The organism is Litoribacter ruber (genome assembly GCF_018500185.1).
GTDB classification, from domain to species: domain Bacteria; phylum Bacteroidota; class Bacteroidia; order Cytophagales; family Cyclobacteriaceae; genus Litoribacter; species Litoribacter ruber.
Window position 1 is genome coordinate 63,787 of sequence record NZ_JAHBGI010000012.1, and the last position, 22,171, is coordinate 85,957.

The 22,171-nt window shown below is 44.4% G+C and carries 21 protein-coding genes; 10 read left to right on the forward strand and 11 right to left on the reverse strand.

The features are described from left to right. Positions 1-100 precede the first annotated feature (100 nt). Positions 101-700, reverse strand: coding sequence for a hypothetical protein (locus KIH41_RS15135; RefSeq protein WP_214162918.1), 600 nt, complete (start codon positions 698-700; stop codon positions 101-103). An 881-nt stretch (positions 701-1,581) separates the two neighbouring features. Here KIH41_RS15135 and ffh point away from each other — a divergent pair. Continuing rightward, the gene (ffh, locus tag KIH41_RS15140; RefSeq protein WP_213945655.1) at positions 1,582-2,919 is read left to right on the forward strand and encodes a signal recognition particle protein; all 1,338 of its coding nucleotides are present in this window, start codon (positions 1,582-1,584) and stop codon (positions 2,917-2,919) included. Positions 2,920-2,960: 41 nt separating this feature from the next. Here the strand turns inward: ffh and KIH41_RS15145 are convergent, their stop codons facing one another. Genes KIH41_RS15145 through KIH41_RS15155 form a run of 3 tightly spaced genes read right to left on the reverse strand, consistent with a single transcriptional unit; the run spans position 2,961 to position 5,491 of the window. After that, positions 2,961-3,509 (reverse strand): hypothetical protein, encoded by a 549-nt coding sequence (locus tag KIH41_RS15145; protein WP_214162919.1) that lies wholly within the window; start codon positions 3,507-3,509, stop codon positions 2,961-2,963. Positions 3,510-3,527: 18 nt separating this feature from the next. Beyond that, on the reverse strand, positions 3,528-4,010 hold the full coding sequence (locus KIH41_RS15150) for a nucleoside deaminase (protein ID WP_246539162.1): 483 nt from the start codon (positions 4,008-4,010) through the stop codon (positions 3,528-3,530). 56 nt (positions 4,011-4,066) lie between these two features. Next, positions 4,067-5,491 (reverse strand): phytoene desaturase family protein, encoded by a 1,425-nt coding sequence (locus tag KIH41_RS15155; protein WP_214162920.1) that lies wholly within the window; start codon positions 5,489-5,491, stop codon positions 4,067-4,069. Between the two features lie 104 nt (positions 5,492-5,595). Between KIH41_RS15155 and KIH41_RS15160 the strand changes: the two genes are divergently transcribed. Then, positions 5,596-7,338 carry an L-aspartate oxidase gene (locus KIH41_RS15160; protein ID WP_214162921.1) on the forward strand — a complete coding sequence of 581 codons (1,743 nt, stop codon included), beginning with the start codon at positions 5,596-5,598 and terminating at the stop codon, positions 7,336-7,338. 274 nt (positions 7,339-7,612) lie between these two features. Here the strand turns inward: KIH41_RS15160 and KIH41_RS15165 are convergent, their stop codons facing one another. The 3 genes from KIH41_RS15165 to KIH41_RS15175 form a co-directional block, all read right to left on the reverse strand. Further along, positions 7,613-8,590 carry a pyruvate dehydrogenase complex E1 component subunit beta gene (locus KIH41_RS15165; protein WP_213945650.1) on the reverse strand — a complete coding sequence of 326 codons (978 nt, stop codon included), beginning with the start codon at positions 8,588-8,590 and terminating at the stop codon, positions 7,613-7,615. Between the two features lie 89 nt (positions 8,591-8,679). Further along, a complete protein-coding gene (locus KIH41_RS15170) occupies positions 8,680-10,041 on the reverse strand; it encodes an NAD-dependent succinate-semialdehyde dehydrogenase (RefSeq protein ID WP_214162922.1) in 1,362 nt (453 codons plus the stop codon). Between the two features lie 4 nt (positions 10,042-10,045). Then, positions 10,046-10,450, reverse strand: a complete 405-nt coding sequence (locus tag KIH41_RS15175) for a rhodanese-like domain-containing protein (RefSeq protein WP_213945647.1) — start codon at positions 10,448-10,450, stop codon at positions 10,046-10,048. Between the two features lie 176 nt (positions 10,451-10,626). Between KIH41_RS15175 and KIH41_RS15180 the strand changes: the two genes are divergently transcribed. Continuing rightward, on the forward strand, positions 10,627-11,145 hold the full coding sequence (locus tag KIH41_RS15180; RefSeq protein WP_214162923.1) for a metallophosphoesterase family protein: 519 nt from the start codon (positions 10,627-10,629) through the stop codon (positions 11,143-11,145). A gap of 54 nt (positions 11,146-11,199) precedes the next feature. Here KIH41_RS15180 and KIH41_RS15185 read toward each other — a convergent pair whose 3' ends face one another. Beyond that, positions 11,200-11,343 carry a hypothetical protein gene (locus KIH41_RS15185; RefSeq protein ID WP_214162924.1) on the reverse strand — a complete coding sequence of 48 codons (144 nt, stop codon included), beginning with the start codon at positions 11,341-11,343 and terminating at the stop codon, positions 11,200-11,202. 219 nt (positions 11,344-11,562) lie between these two features. Between KIH41_RS15185 and hisS the strand changes: the two genes are divergently transcribed. Further along, positions 11,563-12,933: a histidine--tRNA ligase gene (gene hisS / locus KIH41_RS15190; protein ID WP_213945644.1), complete on the forward strand. Its 1,371-nt coding sequence runs from the start codon at positions 11,563-11,565 to the stop codon at positions 12,931-12,933. A gap of 154 nt (positions 12,934-13,087) precedes the next feature. Here the strand turns inward: hisS and KIH41_RS15195 are convergent, their stop codons facing one another. Next, positions 13,088-13,369, reverse strand: coding sequence for a hypothetical protein (locus tag KIH41_RS15195; RefSeq protein ID WP_213945643.1), 282 nt, complete (start codon positions 13,367-13,369; stop codon positions 13,088-13,090). A 206-nt stretch (positions 13,370-13,575) separates the two neighbouring features. On the opposite strand from KIH41_RS15195, the gene KIH41_RS15200 reads away from it, so the two are divergent. Beyond that, positions 13,576-13,908: a YbaB/EbfC family nucleoid-associated protein gene (locus tag KIH41_RS15200; RefSeq protein ID WP_213945642.1), complete on the forward strand. Its 333-nt coding sequence runs from the start codon at positions 13,576-13,578 to the stop codon at positions 13,906-13,908. After that, positions 13,908-14,924, forward strand: a complete 1,017-nt coding sequence (locus tag KIH41_RS15205) for a glycosyltransferase family 2 protein (RefSeq protein ID WP_214162925.1) — start codon at positions 13,908-13,910, stop codon at positions 14,922-14,924. Before KIH41_RS15200 ends, KIH41_RS15205 begins: the two co-directional genes overlap by 1 nt. Here KIH41_RS15205 and KIH41_RS15210 read toward each other — a convergent pair. Beyond that, positions 14,913-15,131, reverse strand: coding sequence for a PspC domain-containing protein (locus tag KIH41_RS15210; protein ID WP_213945640.1), 219 nt, complete (start codon positions 15,129-15,131; stop codon positions 14,913-14,915). The genes KIH41_RS15205 and KIH41_RS15210 overlap by 12 nt on opposite strands. Positions 15,132-15,214: 83 nt before the next feature. Here KIH41_RS15210 and KIH41_RS15225 point away from each other — a divergent pair, with 83 nt between their 5' ends. Then, complete coding sequence (locus tag KIH41_RS15225; RefSeq protein ID WP_246539166.1) at positions 15,215-17,026, forward strand: TPR end-of-group domain-containing protein; 1,812 nt, start codon at positions 15,215-15,217, stop codon at positions 17,024-17,026. A 180-nt stretch (positions 17,027-17,206) separates the two neighbouring features. Further along, positions 17,207-17,668 carry a CBS domain-containing protein gene (locus KIH41_RS15230; RefSeq protein WP_214162927.1) on the forward strand — a complete coding sequence of 154 codons (462 nt, stop codon included), beginning with the start codon at positions 17,207-17,209 and terminating at the stop codon, positions 17,666-17,668. Positions 17,669-17,687: 19 nt separating this feature from the next. On the opposite strand, the gene KIH41_RS15235 is transcribed toward KIH41_RS15230, so the two are convergent. Continuing rightward, complete coding sequence (locus KIH41_RS15235; RefSeq protein ID WP_214162928.1) at positions 17,688-18,458, reverse strand: YdcF family protein; 771 nt, start codon at positions 18,456-18,458, stop codon at positions 17,688-17,690. Positions 18,459-18,623: 165 nt separating this feature from the next. Here KIH41_RS15235 and KIH41_RS15240 point away from each other — a divergent pair, with 165 nt between their 5' ends. Both KIH41_RS15240 and KIH41_RS15245 read left to right on the forward strand, forming a co-directional pair. Further along, positions 18,624-18,833: a PLDc N-terminal domain-containing protein gene (locus KIH41_RS15240; RefSeq protein ID WP_213945634.1), complete on the forward strand. Its 210-nt coding sequence runs from the start codon at positions 18,624-18,626 to the stop codon at positions 18,831-18,833. A gap of 92 nt (positions 18,834-18,925) precedes the next feature. Beyond that, positions 18,926-22,165: a UvrD-helicase domain-containing protein gene (locus tag KIH41_RS15245; RefSeq protein ID WP_214162929.1), complete on the forward strand. Its 3,240-nt coding sequence runs from the start codon at positions 18,926-18,928 to the stop codon at positions 22,163-22,165. The last annotated feature ends 6 nt before the right edge of the window (positions 22,166-22,171 follow it).

Here is a 22,171-nt window from a genome sequence, read left to right on the forward strand (position 1 = left end):
TTCAGGCTATTTTTAATAGGGATGCCCAGGAAAGTGGCCTTGAAGGGAAAGGTACAAATACCAAAAAAGCGCAGAAATCAAATCTCTGCGCTTTTTTGAATTAGGCTTTTACATTCCTTTTATTCATTTCATCCACCAGTTGGCGGTTAAGTTTTCTTTCTCTTTCGAGGGTATTTTTGCGGTGCTGCTCAAACTCTTCTTTCGTTTCATCAAGTGTCTTGAGCGTCTCAGCGGTTACTCTATGGCTTTTGTTGAATTTGTAAAGGAAGAATAAAAGTGCCATACCAAGGACAGCTACAATGCCCCACATCAGGTTATTGTAGTTGGATTTGTGTATAGGCATGCCCAAAAAGGCAAAGTTGTCCTTCGCTTCAATGGCTGCATTTTTTTCGGCCTCGGCCTTCGCCATTTTTTGCTCTAGGCTGGCAATATGTGTTTTTTGTGAAGCCAGCTCTTTTTGCACATCTACAATCTGTACTTTGTAGAAATCAAGGGAGTCGGTAATGTTTTTCTGGATCTTGTCAAGGTTGGTTTTTTTGACCACCTTATACTCCTGATAATTGTTGGAGATTGAGTTAAGGTATTCAAATTGGCTGGAGATGGTCCCGCTGTTGAGGCTACCTTCCTGTTCAGACTCCTGGGCTACGGCCACAGTCGCCATCATGCAACAAGCTAGGGTGAGGCGGTTAAATTTTTTCATGCTCAATATTTTGGTGTGTTTTTTCTAAAGGACTTATTAAGTTCTAACACGAGTTTAAGCCATTTATTGCTTAATTAAAAAAAAAGAAAGGGAAAAATTGAGTGTTATGTTGAGGACTAAAGTTTTGTATGATTTAACCGTGAAAATTGTGATTTTTTTCTCTACAGTTGATGGGTTGAAAAAAGTCAAGCATATACAGAAAAGCTCCATTCCTGTAAAANAAAGTTTTGTATGATTTAACCGTGAAAATTGTGATTTTTTTCTCTACAGTTGATGGGTTGAAAAAAGTCAAGCATATACAGAAAAGCTCCATTCCTGTAAAAGAGAAAAGTTTTCCGCACCTTGACCGGTAGTCAGAGGTTCAGAAAACTTTTCTGAAATAAATTTTATTTTTTTGCTTCTAAATATAACTGTCAGTTAGCTACATTGTCCGAGTAGCCACCAAAGAAGTGCAAAGATGATAAGAGTACTGAGGCATCCCCCGCCAAGCTTGCTGGCGCCCCATCCGGCTAGTAGTCCTTTAAATAAATTACCCATAGGTTAAATGTGTTTTAGTGGTTATAATAAAAGTTTCAAGAAAAACATTCTTTATGATAAGAGTCCTTTGCGGGGTTTTGTTTAAATAAATGTAAAAAAAACACCTGACCTTGGGACACTTTTGGTATTTATCCCGTATAGTGGACATAATCTTCAGGACTTTCCGCGAAATGTCTTTTGGAGGGTGTTAAATTTTTGGTTTGTTCGATGTATTCTCACTTTATTTTTTGAGGCCACCCTTGGGGTGGCCTTTTTCTATGCCTATCTTTGTCCAGAAAAATTGGCCTTTTATGGCCCTCAATGAATATATATTTTTATTTTTGCAGTAAATAGACGAAATCAGCATGTTTGATAATCTCAGTTATAAATTAGATAAAGCTTTTAAGACCCTCAAGGGGACCGGTACCATCACCGAAATCAACGTGGCCACCACCGTAAAGGAAATCAGACGGGCGTTGATCGATGCGGATGTTAACTATAAAGTAGCCAAGGAAGTAACTGACTCTATCAAGGAGAAAGCCTTAGGTCGTGATGTATTGATTTCCGTATCTCCGGGACAGCTTTTGGTGAAGATCACCCAAGAAGAGCTGACTGAGCTGATGGGAGGATCCAAAGAGGATATCAGCCTCAAAGGTGACCCAGCCGTGGTATTGATCTCAGGTCTTCAAGGTTCCGGTAAAACGACTTTTTCCGGTAAACTTGCCACACATTTAAAGAAGCAGGGGCGCCAGGTGCTATTGGTGGCTTGTGATATCTACCGACCTGCCGCCATCGACCAGCTGAAGGTGCTAGGTGAGCAGATCGGGGTAGAAGTATATGCAGAGCCAGAAAACAAAAATGCCCTTGAAATTGCCGAAAGGGCAATCGCCTATGCCAAGAAATCAGGTAAAAAGACGGTAATCGTCGATACCGCCGGTCGTTTGGCAGTGGATGAGCAGATGATGAATGAGATTTCCGAGCTTAAGGAAAAACTCAATCCGTCTGAGACGCTATTTGTGGTCGACTCCATGACCGGTCAGGATGCTGTCAATACTGCAAAGACTTTTGATGAGCGCTTGAATTTTGACGGGGTAGTGTTGACCAAGTTGGATGGTGATACCCGTGGTGGTGCGGCCATCTCAATCCGACACGTTGTCAACAAGCCTATCAAATTCATCTCCACAGGGGAGAAAATGGAAAACCTGGATGTTTTCTATCCTGACAGGATGGCCCAAAGGATTTTGGGTATGGGTGACGTTATTTCCCTTGTGGAAAGAGCCCAGCAGACTTTTGACGAGGATGAAGCCAAAAGGATCAACGCCAAGATCAGGAAAAACCAGTTCAACTTCGATGATTTCCTTTCTCAGTTGGAGCAAATCAAGAAGATGGGTAACCTGAAAGACCTGATGGGCATGATCCCAGGAATGGGCAAGGCGATCAAAGGGCTTGATATAGATGATGAGTCATTCAAGCCAATTGAAGCTATCATCAGAAGTATGACACCTGCTGAAAGAAACCAGCCAGAATTGATTGACGGTAGCAGAAGAAAAAGAATAGCGGACGGTAGTGGCCGGAGCATTCAAGAAGTCAACAACCTGATGAAGCAGTTTGGTGACATGAGGAAAATGATGAAGCAAATGAATAAAATGGGTGGTGCACAAAATGCACTAAAAGCCCTAAACCCAAAGATGGGTAAAAGATAAAATAAAAAAGGCCAATCCTGCGATTGGCCTTTTTTTGTAATTTATGGTGTTGGTACTTCTTCAGCGTTTTCTTCCGGATCGTAGTCGATGTCAAAATTGATGTCAGCTTCATCTACTTCCATCAGTTCTACAGCTTCCTCTTCAGTAACGGCTCCACGCTCCACCAATTCGGCAATGATATCCATTTGTTGCTCGTAGGGGGCCAGGTCTTTGTGCAGCTGGTTAAATTGTTCGATTAATTCCTTGTCCGAGTACTCGGCGTACCTTTCCTTTCTGGCCTGTTTGATTTTATTTTTTTGTTCCACCAAAAGGGTTTCTTTTCTTTCGGCCAATCGGGTATTGTAGCGCTCCAAAAACTCATCTGCCGCCTCCGTGCCGTAGAAAGGAGTTTCTTCATAAGTGACAGTCTCCTGTTCGCCGTCAGGATGAGTGACAGTGTAAGTATCTTGGTCTTCCACCATATATTCATCACCCGTTTCGGTGTCTACAATTCTGTCGTTTTCATAGGTAAACCTTTCTTCTTCAGACTGGTTTTGCGCACAGGAAAATAAAATGGCGGTGGTCAATAAACTTAATAGTATCTTTTTCATGTGTAGTTCTTTATTTGGTTAATATATGGTTTTATCGTTTTTTTCCTGCCAAAGGTTGAAGGCTTTCGCAGAGTTTTCCATGGTGATTTTATACATGGGAATACTTCGTTGGGCGGGATCGACTTCTAGTTGCTCATATATAAAGGCATCATCAAAACCCGCTTGAGCCGCGTCAAATTTGTCATTGGCAAAGAAAACCCGATCTGGCCTGGCCCAATAAATTGCCCCAAGGCACATGGGGCAGGGCTCACAGGAGGTGTATATGTCACAGCCGCTAAGCTGGAAATTTCCCAAATGCTGGCAGGCATTACGGATGGCTACCACCTCTGCATGGGCAGTGGGGTCTGTGGTGGAGGTCACACTGTTGCTTCCCTCTCCGATGATCTGGCCATCTTTGACAACCACGCAGCCGAATGGCCCACCTTTGCCGGACTCCATGCCTTCTTGAGCTAGGTCCAGCGCTCTTTGCATAAAATGCTTCTGTTCTGTTGACAAACTCATACTTCTATTCTTACCTATATATACCCACGAAAATATAAAATAGTTTTGGCAGGGGCTTATTTGAAATGATCTGAATAAGCTTTTTCCGCTGCATTATAGCCACACATTCCATGCACCCCGCCTCCTGGAGGAGTAGAGGAAGAGCAGATATATACCCGTTTGTCAGGGGTGTTGTAGGGAGTAAAGCTTGCCACCGGTCTGGTGAACAGCTGGCTGATATCCTGTAAGCCGCCGTTGATGTCCCCACCGACCAAGTTGGGGTTCCAAGCTTCCATTTGTGAGGTGGTCTGGGTATGCCTGGCCAAAATAAGATCCTTAAATCCCGGTGCGGCTTTCTCAATCTGCGCCTCTATAAAGGATGTCATATCTGTCTCATCCCCATTGGGTACATGGCAATAGGCCCATGCGGTATGCTTTCCTTTTGGTGCCCTAGAAGAGTCGAAGATGGTATGCTGGGCCAATAACACATAAGGATCGGGAGTCACATAGCCCTTGCCACTTCTTCTTGCACTGTTTTCGATTTCCTTGGTGGAGTACCCAAAATGTATGGTCCCCGCTTTCCTGCACTCTTCACTCAAAAAAGGAATAGGCTCACTCAAGGCCCAGTCAATTTTGAACACACCTTTTCCATATTTATAATTTTCAAGTCTTTTTCTATAGCCTTCACCAAAATTGGTACCCTTGATATTGAGCAACTGTTTTGGGGTCAGGTCAAATAAATAGGCTTCAGCCCGCGGAAGTTCGTTGATGTCCTGGATGGGACTGTCCCTAAATACTATACCCCCCATGGATCTGTAATAGGCTGCCAGGCTCTCGGCAATATTTTTCGCTCCACCTCTCGGGAAAGGCCAGCCATACTTATGTGCCACCCCGTGAAGGACTAATCCAAATGAGGCAGAAGCCAGTTTTGTCAAGGGCAAGGTAGAATGGGCTGCTGCACCGTAGAAAAAAGCCCTGGTTTTTTCTTCTTTGAAAAACAGGTTAGAAAATGTGGTGACCGGCAAAAGAGCGCTCATGCCAAACCGGCCCATCTTGATCGGGTGATTGGGGAGCTTCATGGGGCTAAGGATGTCACCCTCCAAATCTGCCCAGTTTTCCGTCAGCCAGTTCATCATTTCAAAGTAGGTATGCTGATCCCTGCCCAGTTGTCGGGCAGTTTGGTCAATATCCTGATAGGCTGCTATGCCGGATCCATCGGCAAAAGGATGCGCAAAGGGAATATCGGGATAAACCCACTCCAGCCCGTACTCATCCAAAGGTAACGTTTTGAAAAAAGGAGAAGCCATTCCAAGCGGATGGATGGCTGAACCCAGGTCATGGATATATCCCGGTAGGGTAAGCTCACCTGATCTACAGGCGCCACCCACCTCGGAAGCCTGCTCATAGATAGCTGTTGAAAGTCCTTTTTGTTGCAGGTAGATCGCTGCGGCCAGTCCATTGGGGCCGCTTCCTACTACTATTGCATCAAGATGTTTGCTCATGCTCAAAGGTTTGTCAAAAGGTTCGTTCAAAAATAGTACAGGAATTCTCAAATCCCCTTAAATCGAACATTCGAAAGGTATGATTGTTTGAAAAGTAAAAAGGCATGATGGTTTTTAAGGACATTGACAAGGAACTGACTACAGTTGTATTAATCATAGGGGCCGGAGCGGCGGGAATCAGAACCGCTATCGCCCTGAAAGAAGCCGGGGTGGATTGCATGCTGGTCTCAAAGAGGGAGTTTGGGGATGCCCATACCAAAATGGCCGCAGGTGGGATCAATGCTTCCTTGGGTAATCTGGACCCTGAGGACCGCTGGGAGATTCATGCGGCGGATACGCTCAAGGAGGGACATTTTGTCAATGATCCAAAAGCCGTCGAACTGGTTTGCAAAAATGCCCCCGATGCCATCAGGGAACTGGCGGAATGGGGCTGCCCCTTTAACACTAATGAAGATGGGGAAATCAATCAACGCTTTTTTGGCGCACAGTCCTACCGCCGTACCTGCTTTGTAGGTGACCATACCGGAAAGGCTATCTTAGACACCCTGGTCCAAAAAGCCAAAGATATGGGGATCGAGTGTCTGGATGGAAAATATGTATTTGAGTTGTTGAAAAACAAGGATAGGGTGGTTGGTGCCTTGGTTTTAGATAAAAAGGAAAAACAACTTCTCAGAATTAAAAGCCAGTACACCGTAATAGCCGCCGCGGGGTATGCTTCCATCTATAGCAGGTCTTCTTCTAGGAAAAATGAAAACCTCGGCGACGCAATGAGGCTTGCCCTTCGAGCCGGTGCCCAGCTAAAAGATATGGAAATGGTGCAGTTTCACCCCACGGGCATGGTAAAGCCGGAGAAATTTGAAGGGAAGCTGGTCACAGAGGCCGTGAGGGGGGAGGGCGGCCATTTGCTCAATGCGGATAAAAAAAGGTTTATGGAGGATTATTCTCCTGAAATGATGGAATTAGATGCCAGAGATGAAGTGGCCCGTGCGATTGCAAGGGAAATTGCCAAAGGGCGGGGCACAAAAGATAAAGGAGTGTACCTGGATATATCCCACAAGGAGGAGGGGTTTATCAAAAAGAAACTTCCCGATATGTATGAAAGATTTGAATCCCTCGGGATCAATATTTCAGAAAAAGCCATGGAGGTAGCCCCTACAAGCCATTATTCCATGGGAGGGCTGCTGGTGGATTTCGAAAACGGCTTTACCGGGGTTCAGGGCCTGTATGCAGTAGGGGAGGCGGCTTGCGGCTTGCACGGTGCTAACAGGCTCGGTGGCAATTCCCTTATTGAAACCGTGGTCTTGGGGAAACTTACGGGTGAGGAGTTGAGCAGAAAGATCAAAGGTGAGGATAATGGGGAAAAGATAAGTATCCCTGAACTGGAACAATCCTTTTCACCAAAGCACTACCCATGGCAGGCTCAGCCAAATCAGGTCCTTGTGAAAATTAAAAACTTGATGTGGGACCATGCCGGGATCATCAGAAATGAAAAAGGCTTGAAGGAAGGGCTGCAGCAACTTGAAGCTATAGAAGAGGAAATAGTTGCCGGTTCCGTTTCAGTGGAGGGGCTCGACTTTGAAAATGTGTGGGCCAATATGGATCTTTTTACCGTGCTGGAGGTGTCGAAACTCGTCCTTAAGGCGGCCTTGGAACGAAAAGAGTCAAGAGGAGCGCATTACCGGGAAGACTTTCCGGACAAGGATGAAAACTGGGAGGCCAACCTCGTTTGGAACCTGGATCAGGATGGCCAGCTCAAATTCGAAAAGCTTAAAGTTCCAGCCATTTCACCCGGTGTCCAAAGGGCTTTGGACGAAGGCCATTCCCTTAATTACCATCAGCTGGAGTAAACTCCATTCTATTTTTAGAAAAGCTACAATATCAGGTTTCCATACACCAGTCTAAAACCAATGTTAGACCAGTATTAAACCAGTGTAAAAACAATCTGGTATTGGTTTAATGTTGGTGTAGAATAGGTTGAATAAAGATATATAACTTACTTAATGTTTTGTGATCAGTGGTTAATGTGTAAATTTTATTCGGATTTGACATCGCCTTGTAATGGGTTGTAAATTGATGGAGGACAAAAAAAAAGGCCGATCAGATGATCGGCCTTTTAAGTGCTTATTTGTAGCAGACTTTTTTGACTGCGTCGATTGTTCTCTTGACATTTGGAATGGTAGCTTCGATGTATTGAGGAGCGTAACTCAATGGAATATCCATACTGTTAACTCTCAAAACTGGGGCATCTAAGTAGTCGAAAGCGTTTTTCTGAATGTTGAAGGCCAGGTCAGTGGCAAGTGAAGCGATTGGATTGGCTTCCTCTACGATCACGCATCTGTTGGTTTTTTTTACAGATTCCACGATAGTGGCATAATCGATGGGTCTTACCGTTCTTAAGTCGATCACTTCGGCATCGATGTTGTCCTTGGCCAGTTCCTCAGCAGCTTCCAAAGCAACTTTCATCATCTTGCCAAAAGAAACGATGGTCACATCTTTACCTTTTTTCTTCACATCGGCTACACCAATTGGAAGCAAGTATTCTCCCTCTGGAACCTCGCCTTTGTCACCATACATCAGTTCAGACTCCATGAAAATCACTGGATCGTTGTCACGGATGGAGGCTTTCAAAAGGCCTTTCGCATCATAAGGATTGGATGGAACGACTACTTTCAAACCTGGAGTGTTGGCAAACCAGTTTTCAAAGTTTGAGGAGTGCTGAGCGCCCAATTGCCCGGCGTTACCGGTTGGTCCTCTGAATACAATAGGACAGCTGTACTGTCCGGCTGACATGGAATAGATCTTAGCGGCAGAGTTGATAATTTGATCAATTGCCACCAAAGAAAAGTTGAAGGTCATGAATTCAATGATGGGACGCAGACCGTTCATGGCGGCACCCACGCCCAAACCTGCGAAACCAAGTTCAGCAATTGGGGTGTCATACATCCTTTCCGGACCGAATTCGTCCAACATACCTTGGGTCACTTTATATGCCCCGTTGTATTCAGCTACCTCCTCGCCCATGACAAACACATTTTTGTCACGTCTCATTTCTTCGGACATAGCCTCTCTTAATGCTTCTCTAAATTGTATTTCTCTCATGTAACAGCCAAAATTTATGGGCGTAAAAATAGAAAGTTAATCGGCAATTCACAAGATAATTTCAAATTCCATGGCCTTTTCAAGGCCGATCAGGCAAAGGTTACGGTTTTGATGTTGACAAACTCCTTGATACCCAATTCCGCCAGTTCCCTGCCATACCCCGAGCGCTTGATGCCCCCAAATGGGAGGTATGGGCTCGATGCCACCAGCCCGTTGACAAATACAGCCCCGCTTTCTATCTGAGCAGCAAGGGTATCCGCCTTGTCCATGTCCGAAGTCCAAAGTGAAGAACCCAGGCCATATGGAGAATCGTTGGCGATTTTGATGGCCTCCTCTTCGGAGCTGACCTTAAATATGGTGGCTACTGGCCCAAACATCTCTTCGCTATAAGCCGGCATTTCGGGAGTGATTTCCGATATGATGTAAGGGCTAAATATAGCACTTCCTTCCTCAGGCCTGCCTCCATCCAAAATCACCTTAGCACCCATCTCAATGCTTTTATTTACCTGCTCATATAGCTCAGCAGCCAAGTCAGGCCTGGCCATGCAGCAAAAATCTGCCTCTTCATCAAATTGGTCTCCCTGCTTGAGATTTTCAATCTCCTTCTTGAAGATTTCCACAAAGGAATCATAAATATCCCCGTGCACGATAAATCTCTTGGCAGCGATACAGCTTTGCCCAAAGTTAATCATACGCGCCTTGGCGGCAGTTTTGGCTGCTTTCTCCACGTCGGCATCTGCCAAAACGATGAAGGGATCACTGCCCCCGAGCTCAAGTACGGTCTTTTTCAACACCTCTCCGGCCTGTGAGGCAATTATTTCCCCCGCTTTTTCGCTACCCGTCAAGGTGGCCGCCTTTACATGGGGGTGGTGGAGAATGGACTTGACTTTGTCCGAAGAGATCAACAAGCTCTGAAAGCAACCTTCGGGAAACCCTGCCTCCTGGAAAATTTCCTCAATGGCCAAGGCACACTGGGGTACGTTGGAGGCATGTTTGAGCAATCCTGTGTTTCCCGCCATGAGATTGGGGGCCGCAAAGCGAAAAACCTGCCAGAAGGGGAAATTCCAAGGCATTACGGCTAGTATCACACCTAAGGGGTTATACTTGAGTTTGGCTTTCTTATCATCGGGAAGTTCGAGCGGTGTGTCTGCTAAAAAGCCCTCGGCCTTTTCAGCATAGTATCGGCAAACCCAGGCGCACTTTTCAATTTCGGCTACCGCCTCCTTCATCATTTTTCCCATTTCCAGTGAAATGAGTTTGGCATAATGATCTTTTTTGCTTTCCAAAATATCGGCAGCTTTATTCATTAAAGATGACTTTTCGGAAAATGGAGTTTTTCTCCATTCCAAATAGGTATCATGGGCTCGTGTTATGGCCTCATTTATTTGTAGCTCGCTATGGGGGTTGTAGAGTTTTAAGGTTTCGCCGGTATAGGGGTTGATGGATTTCATAGGGTTATGTTTGTGGATGAATTATCTTCTTGCCCTGCTGGTGCCACTGTTTGATGCCGCCCTGCAGCACAAATACTTTCTTGAAGCCCATTGAGCTCATGAGCCTGGCGGTGTGGATGGTTTTGTCAGCAGAGCTGCAATAAATATAATAAGAAAGGTCTTTACGAAGGTAAGCCAGCTGCTCCTCGAAGTGCTGGTCATGGTAATCTATAAAAATGGCATCCTTCAAATGCCCGTTTTTTATTTCTTCTGGAGTGCGGATATCGATAAGGATGGCATCGGGATGCTTGGAATAGCCGATTTCAAATTCATCAGGGCTAAGGATTTTTTCCTGGCTCATGAATGAGCTGTGACAGCTGCCCAAGGCCAGCGTTAGCGCTAAAATAAAAGTTCCGAGCCAAGTTTTCATGGTTAAACAGTAAGAGGGTGAGCATTTTGCAGTTCAGGTCAGGGCTATCAGTATCAAAGCATAAATAATTCCAACTATTCCCATCAGCGTATTCCACGGCGGCATATTTCGCAATAATTGTAAAATATATTGTCCGCTATCTTTATAACTTGCGGGGAAACCAATTTTGTTTGAAAATGGGAAAATTAATAGGATTGATATCGGATTCGCACAGCTATATAGATGAGGCGGTATTGAGGCACTTGGAGGATGTGGATGAAATATGGCATGCTGGAGATATTGGGGAGTTAAACGTGATTGAACAGCTGCCCAAGGGGAAGCAGTTGCGGGTTGTCACGGGAAACATTGACGACAGTTCTGCTCAGGCGGAATTTCCTGAAGAGCAACTTTTTGAGGTAGAAGGGGTGAGGGTGTTGATGATCCACATCGGGGGCAAACCTCCCCGCTACGCAAAAGGAATCAAGAGCCGGATCCAGCAAACCGCTCCCAAGCTGTTTGTTTGCGGGCATTCGCATATTCTCAAAGTAGAGTTTGACCAGGCGTCAAACGTCCTTTATATGAATCCCGGCGCCATTGGCATCCAGGGATTTCACCAGGTAAGGACACTTTTGAAGTTTGAGCTTGCCGAGGGGCAGATCAAAAACCTGCGGGTGGTAGAACTTGGGAAAAGGGCCCAAGCCAGAATGAAGCAATAAAAAAGGCGACACCGTCGGTATCGCCTTCTTTATATGTCTTTTCACAAATAAATCTTATTTGTTGAAATCTTTTTTCAATTCTTCAATATCAACATTCTTGATTACTGGCTTAGCATTCAATTGTTTGATCTTGATAACTCTCGTGTTTTGAGATTGTCTCTTTCTTTTCAGTTTTCTTTTTAAAGTAGTAACAGCCATATCGATATCTGTTTATGAGTTTTCAAATTTGAGGTGCAAAGATAAGAATATCTATCAAACTATGAACGGATATTCCTAAATAAATCAGCGGATTTGCTCCAGGCTTTGTGAAAAAAGCTCCAATCCACATGGATTTAGGCCCTTTGATGGCAATCCTTGGCTAGAGAAAAACAAATATTCTGCTTCAATTTATATAACTTTGTCCAAAATATCAGACAAATGAGCATTCAAAAACCGACTTTGCCAAAAGGAACCCGTGATTTTGGACCACAGGTAATGGCCAAAAGGAACTATATTCTGGATACGATCAAATCTACCTTCAAACTTTTTGGGTTTCAGCAACTCGAAACGCCGAGCATGGAAAACCTTTCCGTGCTGACGGGCAAATATGGGGATGAGGGCGACCAGCTCTTATATAAAATACTCAACAGCGGGGATTTTTTAAAGAAGGTTACTGCCGAAAAATTATCAAAAGGATCGAATGCGGTATTGCCATTAGTGGCCGAAAAAGGGTTAAGATATGATCTGACGGTGCCATTTGCACGCTACGTGGTGATGAATAGAAATGACATCACATTTCCCTTCAAAAGATTCCAGATCCAGCCGGTATGGAGGGCCGACCGTCCGCAAAGAGGGCGCTACAGGGAGTTTTACCAGTGTGATGCCGACGTGGTAGGCACGGACAGCTTGGTGTGCGAAGCTGAGATCATCCTGATGATCAAAAGGGTGTTCAGTGAGCTAAAGCTCAACGATTATAGCATCAAAATCAACAACAGAAAAATTCTTACAGGTATATCGGAAGTGATAGGGGAGCCGGGACGCGAAAGTGATCTTTGTGTTTCTATTGATAAACTGGATAAGATTGGCTGGGAAAAAGTGCGGGAAGAATTGGAGCAAAAAGGCTTTTCAGAGGCTTCCATTGAGAAACTGGGGCCTATCATCGATATGGGGTCCAAAGATAAATTTGAGTTTTTGCAGATCTTTCTTGCGAGTAGTGAGGTTGGGCTTCAGGGCTTGAATGAACTGAGGGAAGTTTTTGACCTTTTAGGAAGCTTCAAGGAGGACGAGGAGTTTGTGGATTTTGATGTGGTTTTAGCCCGGGGACTTTCTTATTATACCGGGGCAATTTTTGAGGTCAAGGTTAATAACGTTTCCATTGGATCAGTAAGCGGTGGTGGCCGATATGACAACCTTACCGGAGTTTTTGGGCTGGAAGGTGTTTCGGGCGTTGGTTTTTCATTTGGAGTGGATAGGCTTTATGATGTTTTGGAGGAGCTGGAGCTATTCCCTGAGGAAAGCCTTAAGTCAACGACCTTGATGGTTGCCCACTTCGGAGAAGATGCGCTGAGCCACGGTTTGAATGTGTTGACAGAGGCAAGAAAATTGGGAATCAGTGCTGAAATTTTCCCTGATGACGCAAAGATGAAGAAGCAATTTAACTATGCCGATAAAAAGAATATTCCTTTTGTGATCATAATCGGCTCGGAGGAGATCAAAAGCGGTGAAGTGACTCTTAAAAACATGGAATCGGGAGAGCAAAGGCAGATGGGGCTTCAAGAGGCCTTGAAGCAGATTAAGCAGTCGGTCTGAAACTACATGGTTGTCCGTTAGGTTGCCAGCAGCCTTCCTGTACTTTTAGGGACGGAAGACCGAAGACCGAGGACCGAATAAGTAAAAGCAAACAAGAAAAAAGCCCTTTTCAGTTTCGAAAAGGGCTTTTTTCTTGTTTGCCTTACTGTATTTTTCAGTTTACTTCTACGATGGAGTTGATGGGGATGTGTATTCCTCCTTTAAGGGTCACAAATTGGTCACCTACCGACCATACGGTAGTGTCCACACAATAGGTGTTTTCCTCCCGGTCTTCAAAAATGATGTTGACCTTGCTTTGAAGGAGATTTCCCAGTGTCAGCGCCCTTTGAAGGTCGGCTGCACGGAATTTTTTTGCCTCCGGGCTATCCAATACCTCCCTGCGGCTGAATCGTAAATCTCTGATGTGCTCCTTATCAATCTTCGTGATGGTTTTCATTGTTAAAAGAATTTTTGAGTTCTACTTCTAATACGTATATAAGTCGATTTTATTGTAAAAAGTTCGAAGAAAGATATATTATCTTTTAATATTTGTAAAAAAAGCATAAAATATTGTAAATAGGTGTTATTTCCTTTGGTTGGAAAATTGTGTGTATTAAAACCTGATGTAAAATCAATTATCTTTGTAAAAAAAGCAGATAGGATATGTTCGACTTTATGAATATCATGAATAAGGTGAAAGAGGCCCAGGCGAAAATGAAGGAAACGCAGGCCCAATTGGTCAACGTGACCGCTGAAGGGGAGTCAGGGGCCGGTATGGTCAAGGTAACCGTCAACGGACACCGTCAAGTCATTGACATGACCATGGATGAATCACTGATAAATCCCCAGGATAAGGATATGCTCAAGGATTTGATCGTGGCTGCCACCAACAAGGCCTTTGAAGCTATCGATGTGAAGATCAAAGAAGAGATGAAAAACGCCACTCAAGGCATGATGCCAAATATTCCAGGTATGGATTTCGGCAATATGTTTTAATGGAGGCGGCAATCGTCATATTAAATTATAATGGGAAGGAAATGCTTGAACGCTTCCTTCCCAATGTTTTAAATTATTCAATTTTCCCGGTAATCATCGCCGATAATGCCTCCAGCGATGATTCGGTTGATTTTTTAAAAAAATCCTACCCAGAGTTAAGGGTTTTGAATATCGGTCAAAACCTAGGCTATGCAGGTGGATACAATAAGGCCTTGGATCAGCTGAAAGGCCAATTTGACTACTTTATATTATTGAATTCCGATGTGGAGGTTAGCCCAAATTGGGATACCATTCTTGTTGATTTCTTAAAACAGCATCCTGACACCGCCGCTGTGCAACCAAAGATTTTGTCCCTTCAAAATGAAGGATACTTCGATTATGCAGGGGCCTGTGGGGGATTTTTGGATAGCTTGGGATATCCCTATTGCAGGGGTAGGATTTTAAATACCATCGAAAAGGATGAGGGACAGTATGATCAATCAATAGAGGTAGATTGGGCTTCGGGAGCATGTTTGGGGGTCAGAGCAGAGTTTTTTGAGGAACTTGGAGGTTTTAGAGCTGAATTTTTTGCCCATATGGAGGAGATAGATTTTTGTTGGAGGCTGCGAAAAAGAGGGAGAAAATTATACTGTGTCCCCGAAAGTAAGGTTTTTCACTTGGGAGGCGGCACACTGAGCAAGGCGAATTCTTACAAAACCTACCTAAACTTTCGAAACAGTATTTTAATGCTTTACCTGAACTTGGAGATGCGGGGTTTTAGAGAGGTGTTTTGGAAGAGATTGCCCCTGGACATGGCTGCAGGGATGCATTTGTTGCTTAGCCAAGGGCCAGCCCACTCCAAAGCGGTCTTTAATGCATACAGTGATTTTTTCAAAATGCGCCGTAGAATGTCTAAAGACAGCCTTTTGGCACCAAAATTGGTAAAAGGATGTTCGGATAGAAGTGTCCTTTCGATAATCTTGACATATTATTTTCAAGGAAAAAAGAAGTTTAGCCAATTGAGATCAGTCAAATAGCACAGGGTTGTTCATCTTGCGGAAGTATTTCCGCACTTTCATCATCATGGCCATGGTAACATAAAAAATTACCGGGGAACCCAGTGTGATAAAGGAAGAATAGATAAAAAACAGCCTGATACTGTCTATGGGGAAATTCAACCTTTCACCCAATTTGGAACAAACCCCAAAAGCCCGATCCTCAAAGAATATCTTGATTTTTTCCATGATAATAATGGTCTTGTTATAATAAATCAATTTGATTTTATCGGGAATATAATAAATAATCGAATAAACCAACAACAATGTTTATGAAAAAGGCAACTTTTTTGACAGTAATGGGTGGGGCAATAGCCTTATCCGCCTGTACAAACGTGCAGTCCGTCATCAAACGTTCCGCTGATCAACAGGTGGAAGTCAACCCTAATCCCCTGGTGCTTGAAGGCGATTCTGTCAAATTTGATATGGAAGCCCAGCTTCCTCCCAAAATGCTCAACAAGAATTTCAAGTACACCCTGCAGCCGGAATTCCAATATCAGGGCAAAATCCAGCCGATTTCCGACAACCTGGAATTTGACGGTGCTGCGATAAATACCAAACAGCAGAATACCCAGCAGCAGACCTTTGCATTCCCTTACAAAGAAGGGATGGAAGCTGGCTCGCTCAAAGTTGCTGGCCGTGCCACCCACAAAAAGAAAGGCGGGTCGGCGTCCACTGAAGCCATCAAGGTTGCAGACGGAATCATCACCACTTCCCGACTGGCCAGAATCGGCCAGGTGACCGAAGAGGAGGGGATACCAAATCTTGGCTTATACATGGGCCATGACTATGAAGCCTCGGACGAACTGGAGCCAACTGAAGTGGAGTTTTTCTTCCAGCAAGGTAGTGCAAACCTGCGGTCTAGCGAAGTTGAGTCGGATAGAGGAAGATATTTGAAAGCCTTCATTGCTGATAACAACGTAACCAAAACCGTAACCATTACCGGAACCCACTCCCCGGAGGGGTCAGAAAGGGTAAACAGAAATCTTTCCAAAAACCGCGCGGAGGCTATTGAGCGTATGTACAGAAGGGAAATGGAGAGGTTTGACTACCGCGATGAATCAAAAGATGTACAGTTTATCATCAAGCCAGTGGTGGATGACTGGTCTGATTTCAAAGTGTTGTTGGAAGATTATGATGGCTTGAATGAGAGTCAGAAAGAAGAATATTACGAGGTGATCGATGGATCGGGGGATTTTGACAGCAAGGAAAGACAAATGCGTCAGCTACCCACTTATAAAACGGTTTTCAATGACCTTTACCCTAAAATGAGAATTGCCAAAACTGAGATTCTAACTACCAAGGACAAAAGATCAGAGGCGGAGATTTCTTTGCTGGGTTCACGAATAGCTAGGGGAGATGTGCATGCGGATACGCTTTCAGAAGCTGAACTTGCCTATGCAGCAGAAATCAGTCCTAGTTATGGCGCCAAGGAAAGCCTGTATAAAGCCCAAGTGGAGGCCTATGGTACTCCAATGGCCCACAACAATCTTGGGGTGGTCTATTTGAATATGGCCAACAGAACGGCTTCAAAATCCGAGAAAGATGAGTACCTGAGAAAAGCGGTGAGGGAATTTGAAACGGCAAATGCTGAGGAAGAAAATGCCTATGCTATGCACAACCTTGGACAGGCCCATTTGATGCTGGGTGATTATCAGACAGCGTATAAATACATGTCAGATGCTTCTACCAAGGATCAAAGTGAAGAGTTTACCCATGTAAACGACGCAACCCGAGGCGCTGTGGACATCATCAATGGGGATTACAAACTGGCAACCATTCGGTTGAACAATGTTCCTGAAAATGAAACCAACCTATTCAACAAAGGACTAGCTTACCTTTTGGCGGAAGATTACAGAAACGCTACTAATGCTTTTGAAGAAAGTGTCATGGTAAATAGGGATTTTGGTTACGGATTTTACGGACTAGCCATCGTGGCGGCCAGAAGCGGCAACCAGGATGTGATGTACGAAAACTTGAAAAAGGCTGCGGAGAGAAGCAGCGAGCTTAAAAGGAGAGCGGCTACCGATCCGGAATTCAGAGCATACAAAGAGGAGTCAGCATTCAGAGATGCCATCAGATAAACAAAACAACTAAACCAAACAATGCAAGCCGACAGTCCCCTGGATTGTCGGTTTTTTTATTCGGTCTTCCGTCTCCGGTCTTTTTAATAATCTTCCGAGTTTAAAGATTTTTCAGTAAGGTGATTTTGAAATTTATTAGATTATATCTATATTAAATGTTCAACTTAAAAGAAATACGAAATGGTAAAAAGTTATCAAGGAGTTCGAGTAGTTGAGGATAAGAAAAAATCCCTTCAGCCTATTTATGTAAAAGATTACATGACCACTAATCTGATCACCTTCAATCCGGAAGACGGCATCGACAAGGTGGTGGATATTTTGACTTCCAAAAGGATTTCAGGTGGTCCCGTGGTGGACAATTCCGGTAAATTGGTGGGAATGATCTCCGAAGGGGACTGCCTTAAGCAGATCATCAAGGGGAAATACTCCAACACCCCCGACCTTGGCGGGAAAGTGTCGGAACACATGTCCACGGAAGTGCTGACCATGGGGCCTGACTTGAGCATTTTCGACGCCGCTCAGAAGTTCCTTACCCTCAAAGTGAGAAGGTGCCCCGTGATGAAGGACGGCAACCTGGTAGGACAGATCAGTATCAGCGATATCATCAAGGCTGTGCAGGACCTCAAATCTACAACCTGGTAATGGCCTCAAAGGGATGGGCTCAAATATATCCTACCAATTTATATACTAATAGGCCAGCCCATTCCTTAAACATTTTTTGCCAGATCATCAGCGCATCAGGTGCGGGCTGGAAGAGGGACTTGAAGTTTGCCCCGCTGTCTGAACCATAATAATCCACCGGGTAGGTTTCTGTTTGTAACCCCACTTTATCAAAGCATTTCTTGGACCTTGGCATGTGAAAAGCCGAGGTGATCAACAGGTAAGTTTCATTTTCATCGAAACCTTTTTCTATGAGTGTTTCCCTGGCTAAAAGGGCATTTTCCCGAGTATTGACTGCCTGATTTTCGATAATTACATCCTCCATTGGCACCCCCGCGGTGTACATAAAGTTAGCCAATAGATCTGCTTCCCGATTGGTATTGGCATTATAGAAACCCTCGCCTCCAGTAATTAGGATTTTGTTGATCTTACCTTCTTTATAAAGCTGCATGGCGTGGGTAGCCCTATCGGCTCCTCGGTCGAAAAAGGTGCGGTCAGATGCGGTTTTATTGATGTTGGTAACTCCCGTCAACACTATTCCCACCTCGTAGGTTGGTAATGTTGCAATTTCCTTAAACTGGGGTTCCCAAGCATTCATCAGTTTATTGGCCAAAAAGCGGTTGCTCATCAAGAGAAGGAGAATCAGGGAGGCCCAAAGTAGCTTTCTGCCTATCGGTTTTTTGACCATAATCAAACCCGAAATGAAAAGGATGAGAATAATGGTGAGGGGAAGAATCAGGAAGCTGAAGATCTGGGATAAAAAGTAAACCATGGGATTGTTTTTTGTGCAAAAATAGAAAATTATCCCATGTTTGAAATATTCCAAAGGAAGGACCCGGGAGTGACTTTTGTTTAATCTTATTGAATAAAAGTCATTTTGCTGTTTTATAGATATTTACATTTGCTTTTTGTAAATTTAAGTCAAAATGAAAGCGCTATGGATGAATTCGATTTGCCGCCATTTATTTGGATGGGATGGAAAGTAGCCGGAGGGATTATCCTGATATTTTTTGTCATTGCCTTGGTAATGATTCTCAACAACAAAGCCCTGCCTACCCGCGAAAAAATGCTTTGGATGTGGGGTTCTTTTTTACTTCCTATATTGGGACCCTTGCTCTATATTGTTTTGGGCAGGTATGGAAAATGAGATTTTGTGACATTCCATGTCCCTAGCTCAGCCAACTCTCGTGATTGGGTGAGAAATTAATTAACTTCGACATTCATTTTATTAGGAAGCCAATGTCGGAGAAGCCATTCATCATTTATAAATCCTCTGCCGGATCGGGGAAAACTTACACGCTTACCAAGGAATACCTCAAACTTGCATTAGCCCAGCCTTATGCCTTCAAGTCCATTCTTGCGGTGACCTTTACCAACAAGGCAACACAGGAGATGAAGGAAAGGATTTTGGAGGTGTTGTCAAGAATGAAGCGGGAAATCCGTCCCAAGGAAGATCTTGATGCGACACTTCTTGCGCATTTCCAGATTACCCCCCTGGAACTGCAAGATAGGGCTCGGCAAACCTTGCTGGCCATACTTCATGATTATGGGAGTTTTTCTGTGAGCACCATCGACAGCTTTTTCCAAAAGGTGGTCAGGTCCTTTGCACGGGAGATTGATCTTCAGGCAAAATTCGACGTCGAGCTTGACCAGGATGCGGTGCTTTCCAGGGTGGTGGACCGGATCATTACCAAAGTGATGGATGACGAACTGCTTCACAAGTGGCTGGTAGACTATGCCCAGGAGCAGGTGCAGGAGGGGAAAAGCTGGGATATCAGAAAGGGGATACAGGGTTTGGGAAAACAGCTATTCCAAGAAGGTTTCAAGCAGTATCAAGGTGACATCAAAAGATTTCTCGCAGATCCTCAAAACGTACAGGATTTAAAGAGCTTCATTCAGCAGCAGAGGAAAAAGCTTTTGGATTACTGCTGCGAACTAAAAGAGGAGGCTACCAGAATTCGTACCGAGTACGGCTTGGAATGGACGGATTATAGTGGTGGAGGGCGATCTTTTGCCAAGAGATTTGAGGATTTGGGGGCTAAACCCTGCCCAGTGCCGGCTTTAACTGACGCCCAGATGAAAATGGTGGACAACCCGGAGGGCTGGGCTACCAAGACCAGTAAGAACAAAGATCTGATTGAGGCTTCCTTCCATGCCGGTTTGGGAAGGATAATTTCTGAATTTGGCACCTTAACTAGGAGCTGGAACACGCTTGAGGCCGTAAGGAAGAATTTTTATGTATATGGGATTTTCAAAAACCTGCTTGATGAGCTCATTGAGCTGAAAAACGATGAAAATATCCTGCTGATTTCAGATGCAAATGATTTTCTCAAAGAAATTACCAAGGAGAATGACGCTCCATTTATTTACGAAAAAGTAGGAAACCAATACCAGCACTTTTTAATCGATGAATTTCAGGACACCAGTGGCTTTCAATGGGAAAGCTTTAAGCCCCTTTTGGAAAACTCGCTGGCCGAAAATAAGACCAATTTATTGGTTGGGGATGTGAAACAGTCCATTTACCGCTGGAGGGGCGGGGAATTAAGATTGCTTTTGGAGGAAGTGGAGCGGCAAATAGGTGAAGAAAAGATCCGGGTGGAGAATCTGGAAACCAATTACCGGAGCCTTCCCAATATCATTAATTTCAACAATACAGTTTTTACCCAGCTCAATAAATTGCTGCAGGGCACTTTGAGTGAGAAATATGGGGAAGAGGCTGCTGGCATTCTGGCAAAAGCTTACGCTGATGTGGAGCAGAAGGTATCTGACCGAAAGTCAGCTGCTGCTTTCAAGGGGAAAGTTCGGATGGAATTTATTCAGGAAGATAAGGATGCGGAAGAAGGGGGCTGTGAGGCCCAGATGCTGCAAAAGCTGCCCCAAGTGGTGATGGAGCTGCAGGATAGGGGGTATGCTTTGAAGGATATCGCGTTTTTGGTGAGAAGGAAGTCTGAGGGGGAAAGGATTGTGCACACGATGATGCAGGCGGCAGAGGATTTTTCGGATTATAGGTTTGATGTGCTTTCAGATGAGGCCATGTATTTGGGGCAAGCTTCCTCGGTGAAGGCATTGGTAGCAGGGATGAAATATATTTTTGATACAGGGGACAGGGTTTCCTACACCTCCATGTGGTATTTCCGCGGGGTGATTTTTGGGGAAAGTGTTTCGCATGAGCTTTTCAGCATTACAGAATTGCCGGCAACCTTGGAGGAAAAAGCCAAACAGTTGGCCGACAGGATCCCGCAGTTTTTGCAAATGCCCCTCTCCGAAATGTTGGAAGAATTGATCCAGATTCTGGATTTGGCAAAGGCAGGAAAAGAAAAGGCCTATATCTCTGGGTTTAAAGAGGCTGTATTTGATTATGTGGGAAAAAATAGAGCCGATCTTGCGGGTTTTTTGGAATGGTGGGAGGAAAACCAGCAAAAGCGCACCGTGAAGATCCCCGAAAACCATGATGCCATGCGCATATTGACCATTCACAAGTCAAAAGGCCTTCAATATAAAGTAGTCCTCATGCCTTACTTGGACTGGACCATTTTTGATACCACCAAGGATAACATTTTATGGAGTCCATTTGAATTGGAGGGTCTTCCCTCGACCATCATCCCCCTGTCACTTAAAAAGGAACTGGCCAACTCGGCTTTTGAGCAAGTCTATGCCAGCGAAGAAATCATGGCTTATTTGGATACACTGAACATGGTGTATGTAGCCTTGACTAGGGCAGAGGAGGTGTTTTGGTCCTTTACGGCTTATAAAGATACCAGCAAGTCAAAATCACTGAATGCACTGGGTATAAATCTGCAATTGCTGCTCGAGCAATGCAATTCCGTGAATGCTGCTGTTAATCTACCAACATACTTTGACGGTGAGTCAAAGGTTTTTGAATTTGGTGAATGGGGGGAGAAAATTATTTCCCCAACTATCAAAACCGTCCCGACCGATTTGCGCTGGGATTACACCCCATGGCAGGAGCTGTTGAAAGTGCGTGAGCTTGACCAAAACTTGGAAGGCTCGGACGTGCTTGACCAAAAGAGGAAGTATGGTTTGCTTATTCACCGCCTCCTCGAGCATTCCAAAACCAGGGAGGAAGCCAACCAGTGGGTTGATTCATTCATGTTTGAGGGGGAAATCACACAGGATGAAAAAGTTATTCTCCAGAAACAGCTGGAAGTACTTTTTGAACAAGAGTTATTTAGAAGTTGGTTTGGAGGAAATGGAGTGCTGCTGGCAGAGCAGGGGATTATTCTCCCGGGTGGCGAGCAAAAGCGGCCTGACCGGGTGATCCTTAGGGAGAATTTGGCTGTCATCGTAGATTTTAAAACGGGGGAGGAAAAAAAATACTATAAAAATCAAGTCCAGGATTATATGGAGCTGGTCAGTGAGATTACCAAGTTACCGGCCAAAGGTTACCTCTGCTACCTGGAATCCGGGAGGATTGTGGAGGTGTCACTTGTGGGCAAGCAAGGTCAACTTTTCAATTAAACTCAT